This window comes from Lactococcus sp. LG1074 (assembly GCF_017309525.1).
GTDB lineage: Bacteria > Bacillota > Bacilli > Lactobacillales > Streptococcaceae > Lactococcus > Lactococcus petauri.
In genome coordinates this window covers 988478-1014746 of the sequence record NZ_CP071293.1, presented here as the reverse complement: position 1 = coordinate 1014746, position 26269 = coordinate 988478, and the positions used below count along the sequence as shown (strand labels likewise).

21 protein-coding genes are annotated in these 26269 nt (G+C 37.4%); 6 read left to right on the top strand and 15 right to left on the bottom strand.

Annotated elements, in window-relative coordinates; genetic code table 11:
* Nucleotides 1-33: 33 nt before the first annotated feature.
* Genes J0J36_RS05040 through J0J36_RS05030 form a run of 3 tightly spaced genes read right to left on the bottom strand, consistent with a single transcriptional unit; the run spans nt 34 to nt 5326 of the window.
* Nucleotides 34-1353: a glycoside hydrolase family 125 protein gene (locus J0J36_RS05040; protein WP_165719033.1), complete on the bottom strand. Its 1320-nt coding sequence runs from the start codon at nt 1351-1353 to the stop codon at nt 34-36.
* On the bottom strand, nt 1331-3955 hold the full coding sequence (locus J0J36_RS05035) for a glycoside hydrolase family 38 C-terminal domain-containing protein (protein ID WP_019292307.1): 2625 nt from the start codon (nt 3953-3955) through the stop codon (nt 1331-1333). Before J0J36_RS05035 ends, J0J36_RS05040 begins: the two co-directional genes overlap by 23 nt.
* A 30-nt stretch (nt 3956-3985) precedes the next feature.
* The gene (locus J0J36_RS05030; RefSeq protein ID WP_019292308.1) at nt 3986-5326 is read right to left on the bottom strand and encodes a PTS sugar transporter subunit IIC; all 1341 of its coding nucleotides are present in this window, start codon (nt 5324-5326) and stop codon (nt 3986-3988) included.
* A gap of 177 nt (nt 5327-5503) precedes the next feature.
* On the opposite strand from J0J36_RS05030, the gene J0J36_RS05025 reads away from it, so the two are divergent.
* The 3 genes from J0J36_RS05025 (at nt 5504) to J0J36_RS05015 (ending at nt 8689) form a co-directional block, all read left to right on the top strand.
* On the top strand, nt 5504-6217 hold the full coding sequence (locus J0J36_RS05025) for a GntR family transcriptional regulator (RefSeq protein ID WP_019292309.1): 714 nt from the start codon (nt 5504-5506) through the stop codon (nt 6215-6217).
* A gap of 148 nt (nt 6218-6365) precedes the next feature.
* The gene (locus tag J0J36_RS05020; RefSeq protein ID WP_019292310.1) at nt 6366-7061 is read left to right on the top strand and encodes a metal-dependent transcriptional regulator; all 696 of its coding nucleotides are present in this window, start codon (nt 6366-6368) and stop codon (nt 7059-7061) included.
* A gap of 71 nt (nt 7062-7132) precedes the next feature.
* Nucleotides 7133-8689, top strand: coding sequence for an Nramp family divalent metal transporter (locus J0J36_RS05015; protein ID WP_153924812.1), 1557 nt, complete (start codon nt 7133-7135; stop codon nt 8687-8689).
* 35 nt (nt 8690-8724) lie between these two features.
* On the opposite strand, the gene J0J36_RS05010 is transcribed toward J0J36_RS05015, so the two are convergent.
* The 9 genes from J0J36_RS05010 to J0J36_RS04970 form a co-directional block, all read right to left on the bottom strand.
* Nucleotides 8725-9423, bottom strand: a complete 699-nt coding sequence (locus J0J36_RS05010) for a TIGR00266 family protein (protein WP_019292312.1) — start codon at nt 9421-9423, stop codon at nt 8725-8727.
* Nucleotides 9424-9517: 94 nt separating this feature from the next.
* Nucleotides 9518-10033: a hypothetical protein gene (locus J0J36_RS05005; protein WP_019293345.1), complete on the bottom strand. Its 516-nt coding sequence runs from the start codon at nt 10031-10033 to the stop codon at nt 9518-9520.
* A 130-nt stretch (nt 10034-10163) separates the two neighbouring features.
* Nucleotides 10164-12113, bottom strand: coding sequence for a sodium:proton antiporter (locus tag J0J36_RS05000; RefSeq protein ID WP_019292314.1), 1950 nt, complete (start codon nt 12111-12113; stop codon nt 10164-10166).
* 112 nt (nt 12114-12225) lie between these two features.
* Nucleotides 12226-12957: a bifunctional 2-polyprenyl-6-hydroxyphenol methylase/3-demethylubiquinol 3-O-methyltransferase UbiG gene (locus J0J36_RS04995; RefSeq protein WP_153924809.1), complete on the bottom strand. Its 732-nt coding sequence runs from the start codon at nt 12955-12957 to the stop codon at nt 12226-12228.
* A gap of 128 nt (nt 12958-13085) precedes the next feature.
* Entirely contained in the window at nt 13086-14303 is a 1218-nt protein-coding gene (locus J0J36_RS04990; RefSeq protein WP_019293348.1) for an MFS transporter, read from the bottom strand.
* Between the two features lie 109 nt (nt 14304-14412).
* Entirely contained in the window at nt 14413-14829 is a 417-nt protein-coding gene (gene ndk, locus J0J36_RS04985; RefSeq protein WP_019292316.1) for a nucleoside-diphosphate kinase, read from the bottom strand.
* 141 nt (nt 14830-14970) lie between these two features.
* On the bottom strand, nt 14971-17574 hold the full coding sequence (clpB, locus tag J0J36_RS04980; protein ID WP_019292317.1) for an ATP-dependent chaperone ClpB: 2604 nt from the start codon (nt 17572-17574) through the stop codon (nt 14971-14973).
* 159 nt (nt 17575-17733) lie between these two features.
* Nucleotides 17734-18363 carry an SDR family oxidoreductase gene (locus J0J36_RS04975; RefSeq protein WP_019292318.1) on the bottom strand — a complete coding sequence of 210 codons (630 nt, stop codon included), beginning with the start codon at nt 18361-18363 and terminating at the stop codon, nt 17734-17736.
* A gap of 88 nt (nt 18364-18451) precedes the next feature.
* Nucleotides 18452-18892, bottom strand: coding sequence for an Rrf2 family transcriptional regulator (locus J0J36_RS04970; protein WP_019335830.1), 441 nt, complete (start codon nt 18890-18892; stop codon nt 18452-18454).
* A gap of 145 nt (nt 18893-19037) precedes the next feature.
* Here J0J36_RS04970 and J0J36_RS04965 point away from each other — a divergent pair, with 145 nt between their 5' ends.
* Nucleotides 19038-19568 carry an HdeD family acid-resistance protein gene (locus J0J36_RS04965; RefSeq protein ID WP_014024733.1) on the top strand — a complete coding sequence of 177 codons (531 nt, stop codon included), beginning with the start codon at nt 19038-19040 and terminating at the stop codon, nt 19566-19568.
* A 56-nt stretch (nt 19569-19624) separates the two neighbouring features.
* Here J0J36_RS04965 and J0J36_RS04960 read toward each other — a convergent pair whose 3' ends face one another.
* The 3 genes from J0J36_RS04960 to J0J36_RS04950 all read right to left on the bottom strand — a co-directional run bounded on the left by J0J36_RS04960 (nt 19625) and on the right by J0J36_RS04950 (nt 23801).
* Nucleotides 19625-20782, bottom strand: a complete 1158-nt coding sequence (locus J0J36_RS04960) for an MFS transporter (RefSeq protein WP_029346176.1) — start codon at nt 20780-20782, stop codon at nt 19625-19627.
* A gap of 201 nt (nt 20783-20983) precedes the next feature.
* Nucleotides 20984-23245, bottom strand: coding sequence for a bifunctional glutamate--cysteine ligase GshA/glutathione synthetase GshB (gene gshAB / locus J0J36_RS04955; protein WP_019292320.1), 2262 nt, complete (start codon nt 23243-23245; stop codon nt 20984-20986).
* A gap of 109 nt (nt 23246-23354) precedes the next feature.
* Nucleotides 23355-23801, bottom strand: coding sequence for an SACOL1771 family peroxiredoxin (locus J0J36_RS04950; protein WP_019292321.1), 447 nt, complete (start codon nt 23799-23801; stop codon nt 23355-23357).
* A gap of 140 nt (nt 23802-23941) precedes the next feature.
* Here J0J36_RS04950 and J0J36_RS04945 point away from each other — a divergent pair, with 140 nt between their 5' ends.
* On the top strand, nt 23942-24790 hold the full coding sequence (locus tag J0J36_RS04945; RefSeq protein WP_019292322.1) for a transporter substrate-binding domain-containing protein: 849 nt from the start codon (nt 23942-23944) through the stop codon (nt 24788-24790).
* Nucleotides 24777-26252: an amidase family protein gene (locus J0J36_RS04940; protein ID WP_040087423.1), complete on the top strand. Its 1476-nt coding sequence runs from the start codon at nt 24777-24779 to the stop codon at nt 26250-26252. The genes J0J36_RS04945 and J0J36_RS04940 overlap by 14 nt, the downstream gene beginning before the upstream one ends.
* The last annotated feature ends 17 nt before the right edge of the window (nt 26253-26269 follow it).

Below are 26269 nucleotides of genomic sequence, written 5' to 3'. Positions count from 1 at the left end.
TGCCTCCTCCTTAAGAAAACATTTTTAAAAATTTTATTTGTTTTGACTAAAATTTAAGTACCGAAAAACCAATTGACAATAGGTCATGTTTGACCAAGAGAACCATTCGCGAGTGTAATTATTTGGATTGTCCACATCAATCCCCTCATGGCACTGACCAGTTCCACCATCTGTAGCAACGATTGTCTCTATCTGTTTTTTCATTTTGTCTATATCGTTTGTTATCAATCCTTCCATAGCTAAAGCTATTGGCCATACATAACGTGGCGGCGTATGTGGGCTACCGATGCCATGCAAATATTGTCCCACATAATAATAAGGATTTTCTTCACTTAAGCATTTTTCTCTCGTTTTTGTATAAAGCGGATCTTCTGTTTCACAATAGCCGAGGAAAGGCAAGGAAAGTAGACTTGGCACATTTGCATCATCCATAAAGAGTTGTTTACCTAAACCATCAACCTCATAGGCATAATAAGGATTTTTTTCAGACGAAACTAGACCATAAGTTTGAATTCCTTCTGTTATTTCTTCTTGCAGTTTCTTTATTTTTCTTTTTAATCTTGGAGAGTGATGGTCCGGAAGCAGCTCTAGAAGTTGACCCAAAACCACTAAGATAAAGCAATTCCCTGGAATAAAATAACCGTACTTACACGCATCATCACTCGGTCTAAAGGCGCTCCAGACCATACCTGTATAACCAATTGGTTCTCCACGTCCTTCATGAGATAGTGTATCGGATGGCGGGCAATTTGTTCTTTTAAAAATATAGTCTGAGCTTTCATGATGTTGCTCCGTAATAAAAATGTCGAGAACAAGTTCAACTGTTGCCCAATAATCTTCCTTAAGGTGTTCGCTATAGCCTGTATGCTTGTAGAGTTGATAAGCCAGGAATAAGGGTGCACACAAGGAGTCAATCTCAAATTTTCTTTCCCAGACTAAAGGCGATATTTGAACATTAGAGACATCTTGACTATAGTGATTGTCTGTTGGTTCTTTATTAAAAGCATTGGCATAAGGGTCATGATTAATATAGCGTAATTGTTGCCTCAACACACCGTGAACCAAAGATGTTATCTCCGGAATAGAATCCGCCATTTCCAAATATGGGAGTATTTGAAAGGTAGAATCTCTTAACCACATTGCCGGAATATCACCTGTGGCCACAAATATTTCCCCATTTTCACGTACTGAAACGGTGTTTGAAATAGTATCCACTATGGCATCTTGAAAAAGTGATGTAGCTCGGTCATCCCATAGACGAATTGTCTCTGCATGTTTTTTAATCTTGGAGATTAACTCTTCTTGTTTTATCAACTCCTTTGTCCTCCTACTATTTTTTGAAAAAGATACCATAAGTTCTAATTTCACCTGGTCTAAATTCTTCCATTATGAGCTCTTCGGCAGAATCTTCAAGATTGCCAATAATTTTACCTTCCAAGTTTAACAGCTTAATTGTTGCTGGCTCTTGAAGTTTGATGATTCCCGGCATATCTTGGGCAGTATCACAGGGATTATAGAGCCGTAATTGTATACCTCTTTGATCGATACTAGTTTCCATACTGCTGAAGGCTACTTCACTGTTTGCTAAAGCTATTACCTGTTGCTCTTTTAATTCTAGCTTCTTCTTGTTTATAGGGAAATATTCTATTGGTGTGCTAAAGCGATTGATTGTCTGTGTTTGGTAATATATATTTTCCTGTGTAGTGAGTAGGTATTGATTTTGGAGAGCTGCAGCATTAAAATCAGTGTCTATCACGATATTTCCTTCAAAGAAAACTTCCCCTAAAAGTTGGCTATCAGGTGTTTCAACCTCTCTGGTTTGCAAACCAGAAGCATCTCCTGGTCGTCTTTGTGTATCTGGTCTTCCTAGGTAACCCACGCCTCTAAATATGGTAATGGCAAGCTCTTGCTGCTCCTTATTAAGAACTTGGAAATCTTTTGTTCCTTTACTTAAGAAACTCCAACTTGTCTTCGTATCATGAAGATTGGCGAAGTGAATCATCGGACGCATGCTTGTGGGTTCTTCTTTATATCCTCTTGCTCGCCAATCTTGCAAGTGCTTTTCTTCAATCGGTCGATTGATAATACCAAAAGGTGTATCACTGGTCGAAAACTCAGACTGAACATCTGTTTTAAGTACTAGGCGTAAACGATGATCAAGCACTTGATTATTCACATTTAGTCTAAGCTGAATCCGATTATCCTGCTTATTAAGCTCTAAAGTTAATATATATGTGACCTGTCCATCAAGTTGTCGTTCTTTCCGTGATCCCAGGTTATAAGGAAGTTTCCATTCGCCTTCTACAATTATTCGGCTTAGTAATTTTCCTTGTTCCACATGAGAAGTTTGACTGTTATTAAAGTTCAGATTTAAGATCCAATCCGCAAAGGCTGGTGAATAATCGTAGGTATCTCCTTCATCTCCTCCATCTTCAAAAGATAGAAAATCTAAATATTTTTTACCATTCTTCTTAAGGCAAAGATTGAACTTTCCCTCAGTAAACTCAATCTGATAAAAATCATTTTCAATCCTTGTTGCCTTTAGCAGTGTTTGAGGCTTTTCTTCCTCGGCACTAACATGATAATGTACATAGCCCATGGCTGGTAAAGTGCATTCTACTGCTATTGTACTAACATAGTAAGATTCATCAAGCATTTCCTCAGGATTTCTGCGAAGTAATGCTGCATTTTCTGTTACTTGCTCAATAATCTCAAAAGCTACCTTCTCTCCCCTGTCGTCAGTGAGTGAAAAATGTTTATTTTGTGTAGAAAGTTTGACTTTCTTTATCACTTTAAGCTCAAAAGGAAGAGGATTCCACATGAAAAGACTGTCTTCTTGATTCCTATTTAGTGAAATACTTAATTTTCTGAGCAAGTAGTCCATACAAGACTGAGCTTCCTGTAGGCCATTTATCCCACGCATATAGATATCGCGGTTAGTTTTATCACTATTACAACCACCAGCACTGTCGTGTGCTTGACCGCGGCTTACTATCTTCCACAAGCTATCTATTAGACCTTGTTTAACAGGAATGCCATAACGTGCAGCTAAAACAGACATTGGTTCTAACTGATAAGTTAAGAGACGCTCAAGTTGATCATAGACTTGTTTTAAGTCATAACGTGATGAATAAATACCACGGTGAATTTTGGAATCTATTGGCTCAATAAACTCGCCCTTGATATCTAGAAATTCTTGGGCATCTTTTTCGAGTGCCTTGAAAAATTGCGGGTAGTTACTTTCAATAAACACTGTTGATTCTTCAATTTCTTGATTTGCCTTATCGATCCTTGTTTTTAAATTAAAATCAACTGCACGCTGATCCCCTCCCACCGGTAAAAGATGCGCGTTGCTATTTGTATGTGTTGATATTCTTTCAACCAGGTCTGAAAAATCATTCTTTTCTACTAAATCAACTCCCGCATAGTAACCATTTTTAATATTGGCTGTCAGTACTTTTGAACCATCATTACTTGACCAATAAAAGTAGCGCGTGTTCGCTTCATTCGGCATCCCGCGCCAAAAAAGGGCATGTTGGATATCAAAGTCATGATAGATTTTCGGCATGTCTTGACTTTGACCAAAAGAATCTGGCAAGTAGCCAATTCTCATAGCACTGCCTAGTTCTTCTGCTTCACGAATACCAATACGTAGATTTCTCACTATTGATTCCCCAGAAGTTGTCATTTCATCAATTTGTGTGAACCAAGGTCCGACGAAGAGTCTGCCCGCCTGGACAAATTTTTTCAGCTGTTTTTCTCTTTCAGGAAAGAGACTGAGATAATCTTCGACAATTGACATTTGACCATCTAAAGTATAAAAATCCAACTGATTACTTTCCAAAGCTTCTAAAACTTCATCCATGTGAAAAATAAATTGCACACGAGCTTCTTGTCTTGTAAAATACCATTCAAAATCCCAGTGAGTATGTGCAACAGTATATACTTTTTTCATGGGTACTTTCCTCTATTTCTTATTTAAATTCTATTCTGCAATGAGCATTGCTGCTTGTTCAGCACGTTCTTGTTTTTGGTTAAGAATTACAAACGGTGAATATAAAACAATGTCTAAGACAACCAAAACAAGGGTCAATATAACCGGACTAATATGGAAGGCTCCTAAAACCCAGGTACTGATAAAGATAGGTTCATTTCCTGAATTCAGGACGACCAGAGGAACAACCCAGCCAATCGATGTTACAATATAAGCGATCACAGCGTTAATCATTGGAACAAGCACCCAGGGGATAAACATTAACGGATTAAGAACGATAGGAAGGCCGAAGATAACCGGTTCATTTATCCCAAAACATCCAGGTATTAAAGCAAGTTTTGCCACTTCACGTTCTTTTTCGCCTTTCTTCGTAAAGATAAGCATTGCGATAATTAAACCAAAGGTCGCACCTGAACCACCAATCATGGCATATACGTTGGTCATTGTATTTGGCGCAATAGAAATGCCAGTAAAACTTTGTGTTTCAGCAAATTTTGCTACATTTTCTAAGAAAATAGGGAGCCAGAAAGCTGATACGACACCCCAAACGATATTGAAACCATGAAGGCCGAGGAACCATAAGATTTGTTGGAGTAGAATAACGATGAGAATGGCAGGTAATCCTGTACCTACTGTTAGCAAAGGCTTAATAAGTACTTCAGAAATCATTTGCAGTAATGACACATAGCCCAATGATTGTAGGGCAATCCGAATTGCGCCAAAGATTAACAGTACACCACTAATCGGAATTAATGAGAAGAAAGAATCAAATACATTTTGTGGCACATTGCCGGGCATTTTGATTGTAAATTTACTTCGTGTAAATCGTGCAAATAAAGCCACGGCAATTAAACCAACGATGAGGGCAGTAAACATCCCTTCATAGCTGAAAAATGAGGTTGAAAAACCTTCAACAATATCCGCTTTCGGATCCAAATAATTAACGTTATTGGGTACCATTACGAAATAGGCTGCAAAGGCTAGCAAAGTTGCAATGATTGGATTAAGTTGGCTGTTTTTTTCATTTCTTTTTAGCTCGAAAGCATAAGAATATGCTGAAGAAAAGACCACAATAAGTGCAACAATACCTAAGGTCGCATTTCCGATATAACCAAACAGATTACTGATATTCGTCAATAAAGCATTATGAATATCTTGGTTTTTAATAAGGGCATCAAGCTGCATTTTGATCAGATTAGAGAAGGAACCTACAACCGTGAACGGTATTGTCCTTACAAAGGCATTTTTAATGGCCTGTAAAATCGTATTCCGCTCCACCCAAGCAGATACTTTTAGTAATGGTTCTTGAAACTTCTGCACATCAATTTTCATAATACGCACTTCCTTTTTCTTTTTTTAGAAGCCACTTCCATCAAAAAGAAACCGCTTCCGTTTTTTATTATATACAATTTTTTAAAATTTGTAAAGATGAATATGAAATTAATGTAGACAAATTGTATAAAATGTTATATAATATATATACAAATCATAAAAAGCGAGGTATACAAATTGTACAAATACCGTGAAATTTACGCTGACATCAAACGAGACATCCTGACCAACCATTATCGAGCGGGAACGCTTCTCCCTACACAAGAATTCTTTGCTGAAAAGTATAATGTGTCACGTATTACTTTAAAAAAATCTCTCACTTTATTAGAAAACGAAGGCTTAATCTTTAGTAAACAAGGCTCCGGAACTTATATTCGTCCGAGAGTGGAAGAAACCACAGAGCTTCTACCTTTAGATTTACCGATTGGTGTAACTTATTCGCATCGTGATCAAGAGATTAAAAGTAAAATACTCTTTTTTGATGCGCGTTTACCTTCAATAGAAGAGCAAAAGCATCTTCTATTGAATAAAACAGATCCGGTTTACGAATTTAAACGTCTTCGTATTCTGAATGGCAAAGCTTATAGTTTTGAACATGTTGTCATGCCAAGTTATATCGCTCCCATCACCGAAGAAATCTTAGAAGGCTCTGTCTATGACTATCTGGGACAGGAAGCAAAACTACAGTTAGTAGATGCTAAACGTGTCATTTACGCCGATCAAGCCGATGAGGAAGTGAGCAAAAATTTGGAGATTGAACGTCATTCGCCCGTCCTCGTTATTGAGCAAACTGCTTACGACCAAAAAGGACATGCTTTTGAATTTTCTAAATCCTACTTTATCAGTAACCAAACCAAATTTGCACTTGATATTCATCTCAAAAAGAACTAAAGCGATTAAAAAGCCACAAATTTAAAAATGTTTGTGGCTTTTTAATTTGCATTTGCAAATATCCTCCTCATTAGGTTACCCTTATATTATTGAAAAATAAATAAGGACGTGCTATAATGTTCTTGTTATAATATAAGGAGAAACTCAGGTGTTAAAACTAACAAAAAATGAGCAGGATTATCTTAAGGCTATTTATACCTTGGAACGTGCGGGAGATGATTCAGCTGTCAGTATACAACTTATTGCAAAAAAATTATCTGTTGCTGCGCCTAGTGCAACTGAAATGATTAAAAGATTAGCAAAAAAACAACTTGTAGACTATGCACCATATCGTGGTGTAAATTTATCAGAGCAAGGCAATGTTCAGGCTCGCTTTATTATTAAAAGTCATCGTGTTTGGGAAAGTTTCTTAGTGGACAAACTTGGCTATTCTACAGAGGAAGTTCATGATGAAGCTGAAAATTTAGAACACGCCTCTTCGCCAAAGCTTGTGGAATATCTCTACGCTTTATTAGATTATCCTGCTGTTGATCCACATGGTTCAACCATTCCTTCAGAAGTGTTTTGGAAAAAAAATAAAGTAGAAATTCCGCTCAAGCAAGCTGAGGAAAACAAAAGTTACTATATCACGACTTTAAACGAGGAAGCACAAGCCTTCTTTGAAAAGTTAAACATTAACATCCCGCACTTTATTCAGATTATTGAGCGGCTTCAGGATGGATCAATTATTCTGAAAGAGGACAATGGCCAAGTTTCGGTTATTCCTCAATTTTTACAAGAAAAAATCTTACTAATGCAAAGAACTGGAACCGTTGCTTCTGCTTTAGAAAACGAAAACACCTAGTCATTTTCTCTTATATTAACAGTAATATTAAAAAACAATGTTGAATATAGTTCAACTTAGAGAAGGTAAAAATGAATGATTTTAAAAATCAACCACATAAGTTGATTTATCATACAAACGGAAAGTCTCTTCAAGAGATTAACGGCACAGTAAAAGTTCCAAAAGATGGTAAGTTTTTTAGGACACTTCTTGCATATTCAGGACCTGGAGCTTTAGTGGCTGTGGGTTACATGGATCCGGGAAACTGGTCAACCTCAATCACAGGTGGACAAAATTTTCAATATTTACTGATTTCTGTCATTTTGATGTCAAGCCTAATTGCTATGCTCCTTCAGTACATGTCAGCAAAACTTGGGATTGTTAGCCAGATGGACCTCGCCCAAGCTATCCGTGCACGTACCAGCAAAACTTTAGGAATCATCCTATGGATACTTACAGAGCTTGCGATTATGGCAACAGACATTGCAGAAGTTATTGGTGCAGCAATCGCACTGTATTTACTTTTCGATATTCCGCTTATTCTAGCGGTCTTCATTACGGTTTTTGATGTCTTTTTACTCTTGCTCCTCACAAAAGTAGGTTTTAGAAACATTGAAGCTCTTGTTGTGTGTCTAATATTAGTGATTTTATTTATTTTCACCTATCAAGTTGCTTTGTCTAATCCCGATTGGAAAGGAATTGTGGAAGGTTTTATTCCAAATACACGGACCTTTGCTACTTCCCCTTCTATTGCAGGAATGACACCTTTAACAGGAGCTCTTGGTATCATTGGGGCAACTGTAATGCCACATAATCTCTATCTCCATTCTTCAATTTCACAAAGTCGTAAAATTGACCATAATGACGATAAAGACATCGCTCGAGCTGTTCGTTTTTCAACTTGGGATTCTAATATCCAATTGACTTTAGCTTTTGTTGTTAATTCGCTATTGCTCATTATGGGTGTTGCTGTATTTAAGACAGGTGTCATTGACGACCCTTCATTTTTTGGCCTTTACGATGCCCTTTCGACACCAGATTTATTAAGTAATGGTGTACTTGCGGATGTTGCTAAGACAGGTGCTTTATCTACCTTATTTGCCGTAGCTTTACTGGCTTCTGGGCAAAATTCGACAATCACGGGGACTTTAACAGGACAAATCATAATGGAAGGATTTATCCATATGCGGATGCCAATGTGGGCGCGTCGTCTAATCACGCGCTTACTATCTGTCGTTCCTGTCTTGATTTGTGTTACGATGACACGTGGCTACAGTCTAAAAGCACAGCATGAAGCTATTAACAATCTCATGAATAATTCGCAAGTCTTTCTTGCATTTGCACTGCCCTTTTCCATTATTCCTCTTCTAATGCTTACAAATAGTAAAAATGAAATGGGTAAATTTAAAAACAATTGGATTGTTCAACTCTTTGGTTGGTTCTCTGTCATTGCGTTGACTTACCTTAATCTTATTGGTCTACCAGATCAAATTGAAAGTCTATTTCCTAAGAATCTTGCCTATCTTGCAGATGGAACCGCAATTCTACTTATTGTTTTAGTAATTGCTTTACTCATTTGGACTATATTTGAACTCTACCGAGGCAATAGAAAACTCTCACTGCTTAATCAAAAACTATCAGATTCATAAAAATAAAAAAAGCTATCACCGATAGCTTTTTTTATTTAACCATTACTTGGTAAGAAAGGGATGATTGACTCAGCAAAAGCCTCCATATTACGGCTTTGAATCATGATTTTACCACGACCTTTAAATTTGTTGACAAGCCCTTCACCAGTTTTAAAACCAAAAGTTCCAGAAGCGACTTCGATTGAATAATCAAGCGTTTTGCTCCATGCAAGGACGTGATGATTGTCCACGATATATTCTTCTGTACCATCTAATTCAATTTCGACAATATCACCATAGCCATTAACTAACATACGGCCACTTCCTTGTGTTTCCATAACATACAGACCACCAGTTCCACCAAGAAGAGCTCCACTTAGTTTTTGTCGTTCCATCGTATAGTGAACATCCCCATCACTTGCAAGGAAGGCCCCTGTATTCAAACGCCATTGTTCTTGACCAATATTAAGTTCTTTCACAGCACCCGGAGTAGCTGGCGCCAAAGTGATTTGACCATTAGCACTGCTTGATTTGACTTTAGTGATAAAGAAACTTTCACCACTTGTTATTGAGCGCCCAAGAGCTTTCAAGGCGCCACCAATACCACCTCTCCCATTGCTATTCATCTTACCTTCAAGCGTAACTGAAGGGTTGTGGTAAACCATTGCTCCTGACTCAATCTGAATTTCTTCCTTATCTTGCAGGGTAACATGTACAAGTGGAAAAGCTGATGTTGAGCTCAATTGATATTCCATAAATTTGGGCCTACTTTCTCATTTTTTCTAATTATAACATAAAATTAAAGAGAGTAAAAAGCCTCTTGCTCAGGTCAAGAAACTTTTACTCTCTTTATCTATAATCAATAGTTTGAATTGTTTTGCCTTGATCATCGGTAAGATTCACAACAAGTTGAGGATGATTTACCCCAGAAGCTTTCATTGATTCTAAAACTTTATCGGCAACTTTTTCTATCTGATCACCATTTGTTGCTAAGATGCTGTGAGATAGGAAGCCGTTCATTTTAGAGGAACTTACTGTATATTTTACTGTCTGTCCATCTGTTGTGGCTTGGGCTGAATCAATAAAACCTTGCGAACGACTCACAATATTGCTGGCATTTTGATTCAGTGTTGAGACAATCGCTTCTGGACTGGCTGGAGCAATATTTCCTGAAGCATCAGTCAAACTTTCTGAATAGGGAATAACTTTCGACAGAAGATTATCCGTATTATTGGCAATTGCATAACGCCCAAGCAAAACAAGACCTCCCACAAAAAGCGCAAGCACGATAATAAGCCCAACAAGAAAACCAATTAATCTTCTCAAAATTCCTTTTTTATTTCTTTTTGATCTTCTTGAAACCATAATCTCCCCTTATCTGTGAGCAACTTATAAACGGCCGTCTGTCACAAAGACATTTTAAATTTAATTATTATTTTTTATTTTACAGTACTTTTCTTAAGCGAAAGTTATTATAAAAAAGCCTTAAGGCTTTTTATTGATTTTGTAGTTGTAAAACTTGCGCGTTATTGATTTCTTTAAAGAGTTTGTTGCTTGTTTCTTTTGAGATAGTTTCCGATTTCACCTGATCCAGTACATACTGATATTCAAGTTGGAAAGCTTCAATAAGTAGTTCGTTAGGCACGATTGTTTCTTCTTGAATTTCATTTCGCATACGGTAATGTCTATTTTCGAAGACTCGCTTCACTTCTTCAATGTCGCTGAAATCAGTAACCTTCTTCTCAAATCGTTCTCTTTCAAGACGATTTAATTTTTCCATTGTGGCCTCATAAAGAACATCCTCTAAATGCCCAAGTTCATTTCTTACGGCTATGAATTCTTGCATCTCACTTTGATCAGCTCCACGTAATCGACTTCTTCTCGAAAACATTCTTCTAATTTTTTTACTCATGGCACGCTTGCTGCTATTCTCCAAGTAAATTCTGAAGTAGTCAATAGCTTTCGCTGAAAAATTTTCTTGAATATCTGAACTATCCAAAAATGCTTCTTGCCAGGTCACAATGTTTTCTAAGAGTCGACTACTCTTATTATGATCAGGAATTTGCAAACCTTTTTGTGATTGCAATTGCTTTGTTAAGCTACTGCGCACCTTACTGTCCTCTATCACTTGCATCATATGTAAAATAGCATAGTCAACCATATCATTTCGAACACTATCAATGTCATCTGAACTTGCAGCTTTCATTGGTGACAAGAGTTTAGGCAAGATAAAGGTAGGCACAATAAGGCTGAGCAAAATGACTATTGTTGCCATACTAATAATAATCTCTCTGTTCTCAGTGCTCAAAATAGCAGTATTTAGGGGTAAAGAGAAGGCCATTGCCAATGTCATTGTTCCGTGTGCTCCTGATAGAGCAAAAATAGTGGAGTCTTTACCGCGCTCTTTCTTATCGTTTGAGAAGAAATGTTCGATAGAACGATTACCTCTTTGATTAGTCCAGAATTTTCGTATAAATAACATCAGCACGTAAACCAAAGCACTGATAAAGAAGAGTATAACAGCTTCTTCTAAGCCTAAGGATTTAAAGATATCCCAAATACCAAAGAGACTTACTCCTAATAAAATAAAGACAAAATTGTTGAGAATCCCACTCAGTATTTCCCAGATGGTATTATTGGTGAGTTGAACATTGGTCGACGTAAGTTTAAGCATATCGCCTTCAAAATTATGAATTAATCCTGCAGCAACAACTGCAAGTACTCCAGAGGTGCCAAAATGCTCAGCAAGCAAATAAAGAGCAAAAGGCGTTAAAATAGAAATCGGAATAATCGTCGCTTCTGGATTTGTTGCCCGAAGATTAATCGCAATGCGAATACGAACTAAGAAAGTCCCGATAATTAATCCAATAAGTATTCCCCCAATGGAAACAAAAGCAAACTGGCCAAGTCCGCTCCAAATACTAAAATGACCACTTTCCAGCACCGAAAGCCCCAAACTTAAGAGGACCAAACCTGATGCATCATTGAAAAGAGATTCAAACTCGACAGCTTCATTTACGCCTTGTGGCATTTTTTTACCCGCAATAATAGATTTAACAGCAACAGAGTCTGTTGGCGTAACAATTGCAGCAAAACAAATTGCCAAGGGGAAAATCCAGCTGCCCATAATATTTGTGGTCAATGCTGCAACAAAGAGTACAGTTACAACAGCTAAAGTAATGGAGAGAAAGAATATTCCTCTGAAATTTTTTCTAACTTCTTTCAAAGATGTTTTACTGCCTTCATTAAACATTAAAGGTGCAATAATTAACATCATGAAAAACTCTGGCTCCAACTCAAAATGCCTAAACTCTGGTAAGAAACTCAGAAGAATTCCTACTCCGATCAAAATAAAGGTTTCAGATATTTTTGGGAAAAACTCTTTGATTACATTTGCCGCAATGACCCCAATCAACATTACAGCTATGAAACTAACGGCTGACATAAAACACCTTTTCTAATTTTTTCTATTTCTTTAGTATATCACATACTCCGTCATACAAACAATCCTCCTGTGTGAAAATTAAAAGCTAGGAATAATTATTCCTAGCTTTTCTTTATTTTTTCCTTGCAGAAACAATCAACATCATCGGGCGTCTCAGCTCATCATGCATTTCTTCAAATACAAGCATTTGTTCAGGTGGCTGAGGTTCAATCACATGTTGAAGTTCAAAGCCAAGTTGTAGCAATGTGTTGAGATATGTGGTTAAAGTTCGATGATATTTAGTTACTTCTTCTCCTAAGAAGGACACCTTACGTTTTCCCTCGTAGAAATAATTGTCTACAAGAAAGTACTCTTTTTTTCCTTTTACATCATAAATCCAATCTTGCAGGCCAGATGCAGTAAAAAGAGGATGTTCTACCGAAAACACAAACTGACCGCCCGTAGTTAAGCACATGTATATGTTGGAAAAAAGCATGGCCAAATCTTCAATGTAATGTAAGGCTAATGAGCTCAGAACCACATCAAAAGAATCCAGTTCAAGACATAAGTCCTCCATAGCGATACACTGATAAGTTATTTTCTCATCTGAGTTTTTACTTGTCGCTCTTTCCAGCATTTTACTCGAAATATCTGTGCCTAAGACATAAGATGCTCCATTTTCAACAGCATATTTGCAGTGCCAACCATATCCACAGCCAAGGTCCAAAACTTTTTTGTTATGAAAATCAGGTAAAATATTTCGTAGCTCTGACCATTCTCCAGCAGCTTCTAACCCTGATTTTGAACGCTCCATTTGAGCATATTTTGAAAAAAATTCTTGATTATTATATTTGTTTTCTTTCATTTGTTATTCTCCCATGTAAATTTTATTTATACGTTTACATGGGTAGAAACAATTTTTTGAGCAATAATTCCTTCTGACATTATTTTTACTCCTTTGTTTTTTATTATAACATGGACCGTTTTAAAATTCTATGAGGCTTCATGCATTCGAATAGCCCGCAGTGAGGGAAGGATACTTAAAAGGATAATTATTCCCATAAATATAGCCATGCCAATATTCCCATAGAGTGCTGACAGCGAAACCAAAACACCTGAGAGTACGGAAGCGACTGGCTGAGTCACTGAAAAGGCGCCCGTATAAGTCCCAACATGATCACCTTCCATCAGGTCGGCTCTCAAAGCTTGAGAGAAAGGTACAAGAATCATTTCGCCCAAAGTAGCAACTACTGCTGCTGTAACTTCCCAGCTTAAATTATGACCTAAAAAGGCAATAATAAAACCTAAACCTTGGAGAAAAATTCCTAATGTAATCCCTGTGCTCCGCGACCAATTTTTAGTAAGTTGATTCATTTTACTCATAAAGAGTACGATAATCAAGGTATTGATCAATAGGAAAAGTGTCAACATCCGTTGACCATAAAGTTCCAACCCTAAAATTCGTGTTGTTGAGAAACTGTCACTTAGATGTACTGGCAAATAGTAATCAATTTGATTAAAAATCATCGCAATAAAAACCGAAGCAAATAAATAAGACATAAAGATGCTGTCTTTAGCCACAAAGAAATAAGCTTTTATAATATTTGGTGCTTTCTTTTGATGTTCTTGATGCGGGTCAAAAGACTCATCAATCCAAAACAAGACAACGACAAAACTCAAAATTTCTTCAATAGTGATCACCAGCAAAAGCCAGACCAAATAATCACGGAAAAACCAACCAGAAAGTCCCGAACCAATCATAATAGCAAAATTGATAATCCAGTATTGAATACTGTAGACTGTTCTCCGGTTTTCACTTGTTGTTAAATCAACAATCATCGCTTGACTGGCTGTATTAAAAAAGCCAAAACCAAAATTCACGATTAAAAATCCGAAAAAGGTTGTCCAAGGATTAAAGTAAAATCCCGAGTTAGAAAAAGTTGCCAGTGCTGCTCCAACTGCAGTTACTGCAGTTGAAAAAAGCATGACAGGCCGACGACCTTTTAAATCTGTCAAATGTCCCGCATAAAGGCCAACCAAAAAAACCATAATAGAGCTCACAATAAGCAAGAGTCCTGTGATACCAGCACCCATATATTTATTATAGTAAATTGTCATGGAGCCACCAACTGTACTAAAGCATAGTGCTCCTAAAAAATTCATCACTAACCTAATTTTAATGGTCGGATGAAGTCCCCAAAATTCTTTCATATTCTTCTCCCTGAATAAAATAGCAAACAAAAAAAGACTTCCCTTTAATGTTTGGAGCTTTGTCGCTCAAACTTCCATGGAAAGCCTTTGTCCTTGACCTTATTTCTGTTTATGAAAACCAGAGTGCTATTTCTCGCTCTGCAGATTCCGGTGAGTCTGATCCATGGACAATATTTTTAATGGCTTTACCTTTTTCAGGTGATTGAGCAAAATCTCCACGAATAGTCCCTGGTTGAGCTTGACTAGGATTAGTTGTCCCCATCATTGTGCGCCAGCAAGAAATAGCTTCTACACCAGATATCACACCAACAACTACTGGTCCAGAAGTCATATAACAACGAATATTTGGATAAAAATCTTTATCAACTAATGCTTCGTAATGCTTGTCAATCAAGTCTCCATTTGGAGCAGAACGTCGCTCTAGTTTTTCTAGTTGAAAACCACGCTGCTCGATTCGTTTCAATATTTCACCTACAAGACCACGTTGAACGCCGTCAGGTTTAATAATAAAGAAAGTTTTTTCCATGATTGACTCCTCCTATATATCGTGTTTATATTTTACATCTAAAAGCTATAAGTTGTCAAGAATTATCTGTAAATTTCGACAAAACACTATTTTTATATACAAAAAGCCCGAGATAACCCGGGCTTTTCTCTTTTTCTTCACTTATTCTTCGATGGGTAAGATATCAAAGTCAATTTTATTGTCGACAAGTTTAACAAGAACTTTAGTTTTTGGTGGAATTTTACCTGCAATAATTAATTTAGCAAGTGGATTTTCAATAACTTTTGTCAAGTAACGTTTTAATGGACGTGCACCATAAGCTGGTTCATAAGCATTTTCTGCAATCCATGCTTTGACTTCTTCACTAAGTTCTAGTTCAACAGACATTTCTTCAAGACGTTGTGTCAATTGACCGGTCATCTTCACAATAATATTTTTAATATTATTCAATGACAATGGTTTGAAGAGAATAGTATCATCAATACGGTTGAGGAATTCTGGTTTGAAATGCATCCGCAATTGTTTCATCACTTCTTCAGTTGTTTCTTCAGATATTTCGCCTTGATCATCAACATTGTCTAGCAAATATTGTGATCCGACATTTGATGTCATAATCAAAACAGTATTCTTGAAGTCAACCAAAACGCCTTTTGAATCCGTCAAACGACCATCATCCAAGACTTGCAACAAGATATTGAAGACATCTGGATGTGCTTTTTCAATTTCGTCCAACAAAATAATTGTATATGGGTTACGGCGCACAGCTTCAGTCAGTTGACCACCTTCATCATAACCAACATATCCTGGAGGAGCTCCGACAAGACGGGATACACTGTGTTTTTCCATATATTCACTCATGTCAATACGAACCATGTGTTCTTCGGAGTCAAATAAATTTTCGGCCAAGGCTTTAGCTAACTCTGTCTTACCAACACCTGTAGGTCCTAAGAAAAGGAAGGAACCTAAAGGACGATTAGGGTCTTGAATTCCTGCTCGAGCACGAATAATAGCATCAGACACAGCTTCAACTGCCTCATCTTGCCCTACTACACGTTGATGAAGAGTTTCTGGTAAATGAAGGAGTTTTTCACGTTCACCTTCCACCAGTTTTGTCACAGGAATACCTGTCATACGGCCTACAACTTCCGCAATTTGTTCTTCAGTGACAGATTCTTGAACAAGACTGAGATCATCTGATTTTGCTTTGCTTTCAAGCTCTTTCAGTGATTGTTCAATTTCTGGAATTTTACCGTAACGTAAGGCCGCTGCTTTTTCAAAGTCACCTTCATTTTGTGCTTCTTCTAATTCATGGCGTGCACGTTCCAGTTCATTCCGTTTATCAGAAATATTGCCCACTTCTTTCTTTTCAGCTTCCCATTGGGCTTTAAGTTGATTGTTTTCTTCACGAAGTTCTGCAATTTCTTCACGAATGATATTTAAACGTTTCTTCGAAGCATCATCACGTTCTTTTTTGAGCGCTGCTTCTTCAATTTCCAACTGCATCAAGCGGCGGTTTGCTTGGTCGAGTTCTGTTGGCAGAGAATTCATTTCAACACGAATTGTTGCGCTGGCTTCATCGACTAAGTCAATCGCTTTATCTGGCAAGAAACGGTCTGTAATATAACGATCAGAAAGTGTTGCTGCTGCAACCAATGCGTTATCGTGGATTGTTACACCGTGGTGAATTTCAAAACGTTCTTTCAAACCACGCAGAATGGAAATAGTATCTTCAACTGTTGGTTCAGTAACTAGAACTTTTTGGAAACGACGTTCCAAAGCTTTGTCTGTTTCCATATATTTACGGTACTCGTCCAAAGTTGTTGCACCAATTAAATGCAATTCACCACGTGCAAGCATCGGTTTCAAAAGATTACCAGCATCCATTGAACCTTCAGTCTTACCAGCACCGACGATCGTGTGTAACTCATCAATAAAGAGAATAATTTGTCCGTCAGACTTTTTAACTTCATTCAGTACTGCTTTCAGACGTTCTTCAAACTCACCACGATATTTAGCACCTGCAATAAGTGCCCCCATATCCAAAGAGAATACTGTTTTATCTTTTAGATTTTCAGGTACATCTTTACGGACAATACGTTGCGCAAGTCCTTCAACAATGGCTGTTTTACCTACACCAGGTTCACCAATTAGAACCGGGTTATTTTTTGTTTTACGTGATAAGACACGAATAATATCACGAATTTCTTCATCACGTCCGATTACAGGATCTTGTTTTCCTGATTTCACTTGAGCAACAAGGTCGACGCCGTATTTTTCAAGTGCTTTATATGTATCTTCAGCATTTTGGTTTGTCACTTTATCACCTCCTCGTAGGTTTTCAATTGCTAATTTCGTTTTTTCTTTATTCATTCCATGGCTAACCAGATATTCTGTTAAAGGATTTTTCTTTAACTCAAAAAGGGCCAAGAGTACAATTTCAGTTGAGAGATATTCATCACCCATATCTTTGGCAATCTTATCTGCTGCATTGAACAGATTAAAGAGATCTGCGCTAATATTTTGACCATAGGTAATATTGCTACCTTCAACAGAAGAAATCTTGTCTATTTCTTTTTCAATAATTTTTGTAAATTCTTCAATGTTAATTTCTGAATCTTTGTAAAAATTAAAGGCAAAACTGTTCGGTTGCACAAATATTCGCCATAAATGTGGAATTTCAATCGCTTGATGATGGCGAGTCTGCGCAATTTGTTGCGCTTCATAAAGCGATTTTTGCATACTTGTTGTCATTTTTTCGATGTCCATAATGCACCTCGATTCATTTCATAGTAATGTAGTATTTTTCTCATTTTTCTTACTACCTCTTAATTATACTCTTTTGGTCAGTAAAGGTCAAACTATTTGCTCATAAATTTACATATAAAAATAAGAGGGGTTTTCTTGAGAAAATCCCTCTTATTTTTACTATTTTTGAAAAACGCTGATACGTTGTCCGACATAATTTCCTTCCAGTGCAATATTAATCATCGCTTTCGCATAGTCTGCATAACTAATCACACTTTCGCCTTTGTCATTAACCGTAAACTCTTCTCCCGCAACAACATAATCTCCAGTTTTTTCACCATCTGCTTGGAAATCTGCAGCAGGGCTTACATAAGTCCATTTCACATCCTGACGTTTTCTCAACGCAGTTAATGAATCAGACATAGCTGTTGCCAAAGGTTTGAAAGCGTCTGGGAAACCTTCTGATTGATAAAGTGCTAAATCATGTTCTGGATTAAGGTAAAGACTTCCGGCACCACCAACAATCAACAAGCGCTTGTCCGTACCTTCAACAAGATCAGCAAGATGTTGGATTGAAGTAGTATGTTGCTCCAAGCTATCTTCTGCCCATGTTCCAAAAGCATCAATAATAACATCAAAATCCTTGATGTCTTCTTTAGTTAAATCAAACAAATCTTTCTCGATAGAAGACGGAGCTACTGTTTTGTTTTCGCCCCGAACAATTGCTGTTACATCCAAGCCTCTGTCTACCGCTTCTTGTACAATAAGACGACCGGCTTTACCATTTGCTGCTACTACTGCTAATTTCATATTAGACCTCCATGTCTTTTCCGTTGTAATATTTTTTGTTACAACTAATTCTACATAAGCTTTTATTAAATGTCAACGATTTGGTTTCTTAAGGATTTATCGCCACATAATGATCAATATCCGTAATTACTTCTTGTAAACTCATCGCCTTCATTTGGTCTTCCATCGCTTTTTGAATTAAATCAAGTTTATCATCCAGTACTTGATGGATATTTTTCCCGACAGAACAGTCAGGGCTGGGATGTTCGTGAAAATGGAATAAGCCATTTTTATTAATGACTTCAACCGCACTATAAATATCGAATAAACTAATGTCTTCAATTGGTTTAGCGATTGCAGCTCCACCGCTCCCGCGCACAACATGCACTAATTCGTTAGCTTTCAGTTGCTGTAATACTCTTCGAATAATCACGGGATTTACATTAATACTTGTAGCTAAAAAATCACTAGTAATCTTATGTTCTCCCTCAAAGGTATGGATACAGGCAAAAATATGAAGTGCAATCGTAAAGCGACTTGATATTTGCATTTTTTTCTCCTTCGACTCTCATTTTACCTTAAGTATAAATGTCCTTTTTCAGAATGTCAATTATAATAACTAGGCAAATATATTATGGGCACTTCTCTCCAAAATAAGTTATAATTAAATTATCAGAAAAGAAAGGGGTATAAATATGTTTTCTGAAAACTTTTCGAAAAAATTACGTAACAACGTCGGAATTAATGGTCTTATTTCCACACTTATTGGATTACTCATTTTATTTTGGCCAGGACGTACAGCACAAGTTGGAACTGTTTTGATTGGGATTTCCTTCATTTTAATTGGAGTTTCTTATCTTGTTTCTATCTTTGCCTTGATGAATGAAAATCCGTGGTCACGCTTTGGACATCTTCTTTTAGGTACGGTTTACTTGGTTGCGGGGATTTTCTCTTTAATTAACTTGGCAGCTGCAACAGCTACCTTGTTTATCATCATTGGTATTTTAGTTGGTTTCACATGGATTACTGAAGGCTTTGTTTCCTTTGGGTTTGTTCCATATTCTCCATCTAAACCTTGGACAATTCTTTCAGGACTTCTCAGTGTCGTTGCGGGCTTCATGCTCTTGCTCACACCTTTATGGGGTGCAATGGCACTTTGGACACTTCTTGGTGTTGTTGTTCTTATCTTAGGTATTTTCAAATTGATTCGTTACTTTACTTGGTAATCTTTGCGAATGCCAAATAAAAAAGGGTTCTTCTTAAAGAACTCTTTTTTAATTTTTCATTTTTTCGATTTACGGTTCATAAGCATTGACAATACACCGGTACCAAACAAGATAATCGCCGAGATATAGTAAGGGAAGAAATGATTGATATCAAACATTACTCCTGCAGCCAATGGACCTAAAATATTGCCAAAACTTGTAAAGGTTGAATTCAATCCATTGATTGCTCCTTGTTGGTCTCCTGCGTGTTTTGACAAGTAAGTTGTTACTGCCGGTCTAAATAAGTCAAAAGCGAGGAAGACAACAAATGTAGAAATAGCAACAGTGATGCGATTACCTGTGAAAGCAATAATAGCAATAAAGAGCGCACTTGCAAAGAAGGTCAAATGAATCAAATGCATTTCACCAATCTTTCCAACAATCCAGTCGAATAGGAAGAGTTGGAAGAAAAGGGCGATAATACCACTTACTGTAATTACTAAAGCAATTTCACTTGTAGTAAAGCCAAAATTGATTGTCGCCATGATGCTATAAATTGATTCGAAGGCTTGCAGACCAAACGAAGAAATTAAAATAACGACAAAAAGCGATGTGAACATTGGATTTTTGAGGATATCCAAGAAAGATGCTTTTGGTGTGTCAGGATTAATATCCATTGTTTTTTCTGGCTCTTTTAACACAGTCATACTCAAAATAAATCCGATAAAGGCTAATAGTGCAGCCACAAAAAAAGGAACCCTTATACCAAAAGTCGCTAAAAATCCTCCGACACCAGGACCAATGATAAAACCTCCACTGATTGCTGCTGAAACTTTACCCATGGCTTTGGCACGTTCGCCTAATGTTGTCAAATCTGCTACATATGCTGTAACAGAAGGCATCAATAAAGCTGCTGCAATGCCTCCCAAAGCGCGAGACACGTAAAAAAGAGCTTTAACTTGTGCTAAACCAAATAAAAGTTCAGAAAAGGAGAAAATAATCATACCCAAAGCAATGAGCTTTTTTCGTCCAACCTTATCCGATAAATGCCCAGCGATCGGAGAAGCAATCAATTGGGCAATAGCAAAAATCGAAATCATCATTCCCATTGTTGTTCCTGAAAAATGCATTTGCTCTTTCAGTTGTGGCAAAACAGGAATAACGAGACCTACACCTAAGAACACAAGCAATAAGTTTGAAATTGCTAGGTTAATCATCCATTGTTTGTTTTTCATAACTATACCCCAATACCCGATAAAAAGACAGATTCAAAAATTTGAAACCGCCTTTTTATCCTATTCTATTTGTTAAGTCTATTCTATCATATTCTGCACAAAAATAAAAAAGTATAAATTTATTATCAATTTTTTCATATCAAATGTTCATAAATACCGTACAATAAATAAAATCCCTCATAGGTAGAGGAATTTTATTTATTAGGCAAAAATTTCCGGAAAGAGGAATTGCAAAACGTCCATAGTTACCCGACGACCTTTCCCTTTCAACGGATAGAGATGGAAAAGCATAGCAGGATTAAAGTTAGCTTCAATAATGCTGTACTTTTCACCCAAGCTATTATTGAGATCTTCGATCAGTATATCCACTCCAGTGATCTTGACTTGCAGAGCATCAGCAGCTTTTTCAGCAATGTTCTTATAGATTTCAGGCATCTCATCAGTGACATCGATAGAGTCTCCACCTGTCGATACATTAGAATTTTCTCGGAGGTTTACCTTTACATCTTTTTCAGGGATACTCTGTTCCGTATAACCTTGGACGTCCAGCATAAGTTTTTCGGTGGCAGTAATCTGGATTTTTTCTAAGGGAAAACGATGATCATGGCCACGTAGAGGATTCTCATTTTTCTGTGCGACCAGTTGGCTGATCGTGGATACTCCATCACCAATAACATGTGCGGCATCCCGGCGAAGGACTGCCCTTGTCTTGCCATCCAGCACAAAGAAACGGTATTCGGTACCAGAAACAAATCGTTCAACAAGAACTTCTTTATCTTCTCGGAACGCAATTTCTAGAGCTTTATAAAACTGTTCTTGTGTCGCTGGTTTTTTAAAGATAGAAATTCCTATGCCATAATTCGTTGATTTAGGCTTGACAACAATTGCGGCCGATTCAAAAAGTGGAAAGGCAGCCTGTGCAGTTGCTAAATTGCTAAATTCTTGCCCTTGCGGGGTTTTTAAATGTGCCCGACCGAGCAGCTTTTTCGTGACCACTTTATTTTCCATAATGGCATAAGCGACCATGGAATCTTTCGAAGTCATATTCCCTTTTTCGATAATTTCTGTATGAGATTTATAACTTAAAGCAATCATCTGGTCTTGTGCATCTAAAATTTCAACTTTTAAGCCTTTTTGAATAGCATCAAAAAGCAAATTTTGCGTCGAAAGTTCGAGATGAGTAAAGCCTGCCAATTGAAAAGGACGTTTATAGGATTGCTGATGGTATTTGCGAGACAAGTCCAAAGCAAAAGCTTTGTCTTGACGATAAGCCAGCTCCATCTGTCCAGCAATTGTGGTTTCTGGTTTTTCCAGCATTTGAGCAAACTTATCAATAAGCGCCAAATCATCTTGGGCAAACTCTAAGTTCTGGGCAAACCAGCGCATCTGATCGAAAAAGAGCTTGCCTTCATTATAATAAGCTGTTTTTTCTAAAGGATTTTCTAAAGCTACAACATCATTTATTGTATAACCTAATCTTTGAGCAGCATCTGGCGTCTCTTCTTCCTCTTTATATATCAGATAAAGGCTAAAAAGGTGAATAAATCGAGCAGTATCTTCATCCAACCCGACACGCACAAAAGGATTCAAGTCAAAATTGCGAAACTCGACATACTGAACGCCCACGTCCAGCAACTCTTCCGCCCGCTTTCCACCACGTAAACGAACAGCAGAATAAAACTCCTTCATCTCAGAGAGTGCACCCTTTTTAACGTAAGTTTGCAAGTCATCATAATACTGTTCAAGACTCTGATAGCTTACGAAAATATCTGGCGTGTTCCGATAGCCAAATTTAGAATTTCTAATAGAACGTACAGGTTCCTGTAATTTTTCATTTCTATCAGTAAAAAATCCAGCATTGGCACGTGGCGAAGCCCCTAAACAATATGTAATAATCCACATATAGCGCAAATATTGTCGTGAGAGCTTCATATAAATTTCAGATTTGAAGGCTTTAAAATCAGTCGCTCGTTGATGCTTCCACATGGCTTCTAGCAAATCCTCACCGAACTCAAAGTTGTAGTGAATACCAGAAACCATTTGCTTTCTTTTGCCATATTTTTCTGCTAAACCTTCACGGTAAAGGACATCTTCTTTTTTTTCTAGATTGGCAAGACGGATATTTGATTCATTTTCCGGCAAAGCGGGAGGCATGGATTGGGCCCAGAGGAGCTCATCTTGTTCAAGAGAGCGAATCATCACGTCATGAAGAGCCTCCATAAATTGTAGAGCTTGCTTTGGCTCTTCAAAAACTGGAGTAATGGCTTCCATTTGTGTTTCTGAAAAGTCAGTTTGAAGATAAGGATGAAAGCTCCGAGAACCAAGTGCTGCCGGATGGTTTAAGTGGCTTAAGTTTCCCGATGAATCCACGCGGTGACCTTCTCTTTCTAAGCCAAACCGCGCTTGAAAAAGATAAGGTTTTACTTGTGAGCTTGAGAGTATTTTAGGATAAGCAATCGTCATTTTTATTTCCAGATTTCTATTTTTTCTCGAATTGAATTTTTTGAAACTTTTACTGCTATTATATCATGTTAGTACTTACCCTCCACCAAAATAAAAATGGAATATCTGCTTAACTTGCTTTTTCCTTTTCTAGATGGATGTTAGCTTCGATTGCAACATTACCTTGCACGGCTCTCGAAATCATGCAAGAAGTTTCGGCATATTGAGCAAGGCGATAAGTCTTGTCGTAATCTGCTTTTTCATCAATTTTCAAATAAAGGTCGTGGACAATTTTTTCATAAGCAAAAACTCCTTTTTCAACACTAACTGTTGCTTCAGATTCAACCTTAAAATCAAGTACTGTAATCTCATTGCGTTCAAGTAAAGCTGCCAGTGTAATCGTATAACAAGTACTTGCAGCTCCCAAGAGCATTTCGTCTGGATTCGTCCCCACACCTGGACCATCCATCACAGATGGAATCGAAATTTTCTCTTGCAAAGCGCCTGTCTCTAGCTTTCCGATAGCATTACGTCCACCGGGCCAATTAATTTGCGATGTAAAGATATGTTTTGCCATTTTTATCTCCTCTATCCTATTCTTTTGTTCTTTTTGATCATACCAAAAATTTCCAAACATAAAAAGCTTCTGAATTTTTAAAATTTGCTAAAATAAAAATATACAGAAAGGAAGGGTTTGCAAAAACCCAATATATATAAATGAATAAAAAATTAGTTTTAGGTCTAGCCTTATTTTCTCTCACTTCTTTTGGGGTTTTGACCGCTTGCAGCAAAAAAGAAAGCGTTAAGCCTGAGCCAAAGGAAATTATCGTGGCCACAAATGCCAACTCAAAACCTAATACTTATATGGAGGATAATAAGTTAACAGGTTATGATGTCGAACTTGCACGCGCTGTTTTCAAAGAACTTCCTGAATACAAATTAAAATTCCAAGTCATTGATTTTAATTCCGTGCTTTCTGGAATTGATAATGGACGTTTTCAAATGGCTGCAAATGCTCTTTCTTGGACACCTGAACGTGCAGAAAAATACAATTACTCACTACCTCTATCTAAGTCAGCAACATCGGTAGCAGTTAAACCTGATTTACAAGTCAAATCTTTGAATGACTTAGCCGGTAAAACCACCGAAGTCTTATCTGGTGTTCAAGTCGCAACAATGCTGGAAAACTGGAACAAGGAAAATCCTGACAAAGCAATGAATTTAAAATATATGGACGCCAGCTATCCATTAGCTTCTTATGTTGCTGATGTTGACTCAGGAAAAAGTGACTTTGTGATTTACGATCAAATTTCCCTCACACAAATCATCCAGCAACATGCTTATAATTTAAAAGTCGAACCAATTGATTTAGGCGAGACAGATAAACATACAGGATTTAGCTATTTCATTTTTGGTAAGGAAAAAGAAGACAAAGACCTACAACAGAAAGTCGATAAAGCCTTGGTAAAACTTCAAGAAAATGGAACGATGAAAAAACTTTCTGAAAAATACCTCGGTGGCGATTTTACTCCTAGAGAGGAAGATATGAAAGATGAGAAAGATTAAAGACGCTACATATTGGGCAGAAAAAATCCGTGCTGGTCAAATCAGTGCTACTGAATTACTCCAAAACACTCAAAAAAAACTGGAAAAAATCAATCCGCAATACAATGCCGTCGTTGCCTATGACTTGCATCAGGCTCAAGCTGATTTATCAAAAACAGAAAACGGTTATTTCGCAGGTCTTCCCTTTCCACTAAAGATGCTGGGGCAAGATCATGCAGGACTTCCGTCAACTTCGAGTTCAAAACTTTTTGAAGACAATATGGCCCATTCAGACGATAACTTTGTCAAAGCTGCTCTTAAAGCTGGCTTAACGCCTTTCGGACAAACAAATTCTCCTGAATTTGGTTTTAAAAATATTACAGACTCAGCTCTTTATGGCGACACACGTAATGTTTGGAATACAGCTTATTACTCTGGTGGCTCTTCAGGTGGAGCTGCTTCCGCTGTAGCTTCTGGGATTTTCCCTATGGCTGGCGCCTCTGATGGTGGTGGCTCCATACGTATTCCTGCTTCTTTTTCAGGTCTTATTGGTTTGAAAATGACACGAGGTCTTATGCCACAGGGCCCAGGAAACTACCGAGGTTGGCAAGGTGCAGCAACTACTGGAGCTTTAACTATTTCTGTACGTGATACAGCAAGTTTTGTGGCCGAAATGCAACTTAAACAAGAAGCTGATCCTTATCAAACAGAGTTATTAGATAAGAAGGCACTGCATCATCTCACAGAACCAAACAAAGCTTTAAACATTGCTTATTCCTTTGAATCACCGGTATCGGGAATAATGCTTTCGGAGACTTCTAAGGCCGCCCTTCAAAAAGCCGTCGACTTTCTAAATGCTCAAGGTCATCAACTAACTGAGGTTTCTTTTCCTTTCGATGCTCGCCCTTTGATTCAAACATATTATCAAATGAATGCTGCTGAAACATATGCTATGCTTAAACCTTGGGAAATTGCTAATGACCGCAAGATAATTAACAGTGATGTAGAGCCACTAACTTATGCCTTGTTAGAAGCTGGTCGTAATGCGGATGCTGCTTCTTATGTTCAAGCTTTAAATAAGTGGGATAGCGCATGTGCCACATTGGATGAAGAAATTTTCAAAAATTTTGACCTCTTCTTAACGCCGACAACAGCCAAAACAGCCCCCAAAGTGGACGAAGAACTCATCCATCCTAACATTACGGAAAAAATGAAACACATGGAGTTATACGACTTTTCTGAACAAATCTCAACCATAGAACAAGCATTCGAAAACTCCTTAGCTTTCACGCCTTACAACTTTATCAGTAATCTCACAGGACAACCTGCCTTGTCACTTCCAATTTACTTGGAGGAAGAAACACATTTACCACAAGGTGTTCAACTTTGGGGCCAGAAAAACTCGGAAGTATTGATGCTAAGTCTCGCTTTACAATTTGAAAATAATGACCAGTTCATCTTACCTGAGTTTTATAACAATTGAGTAAAAATCAAAAAAGA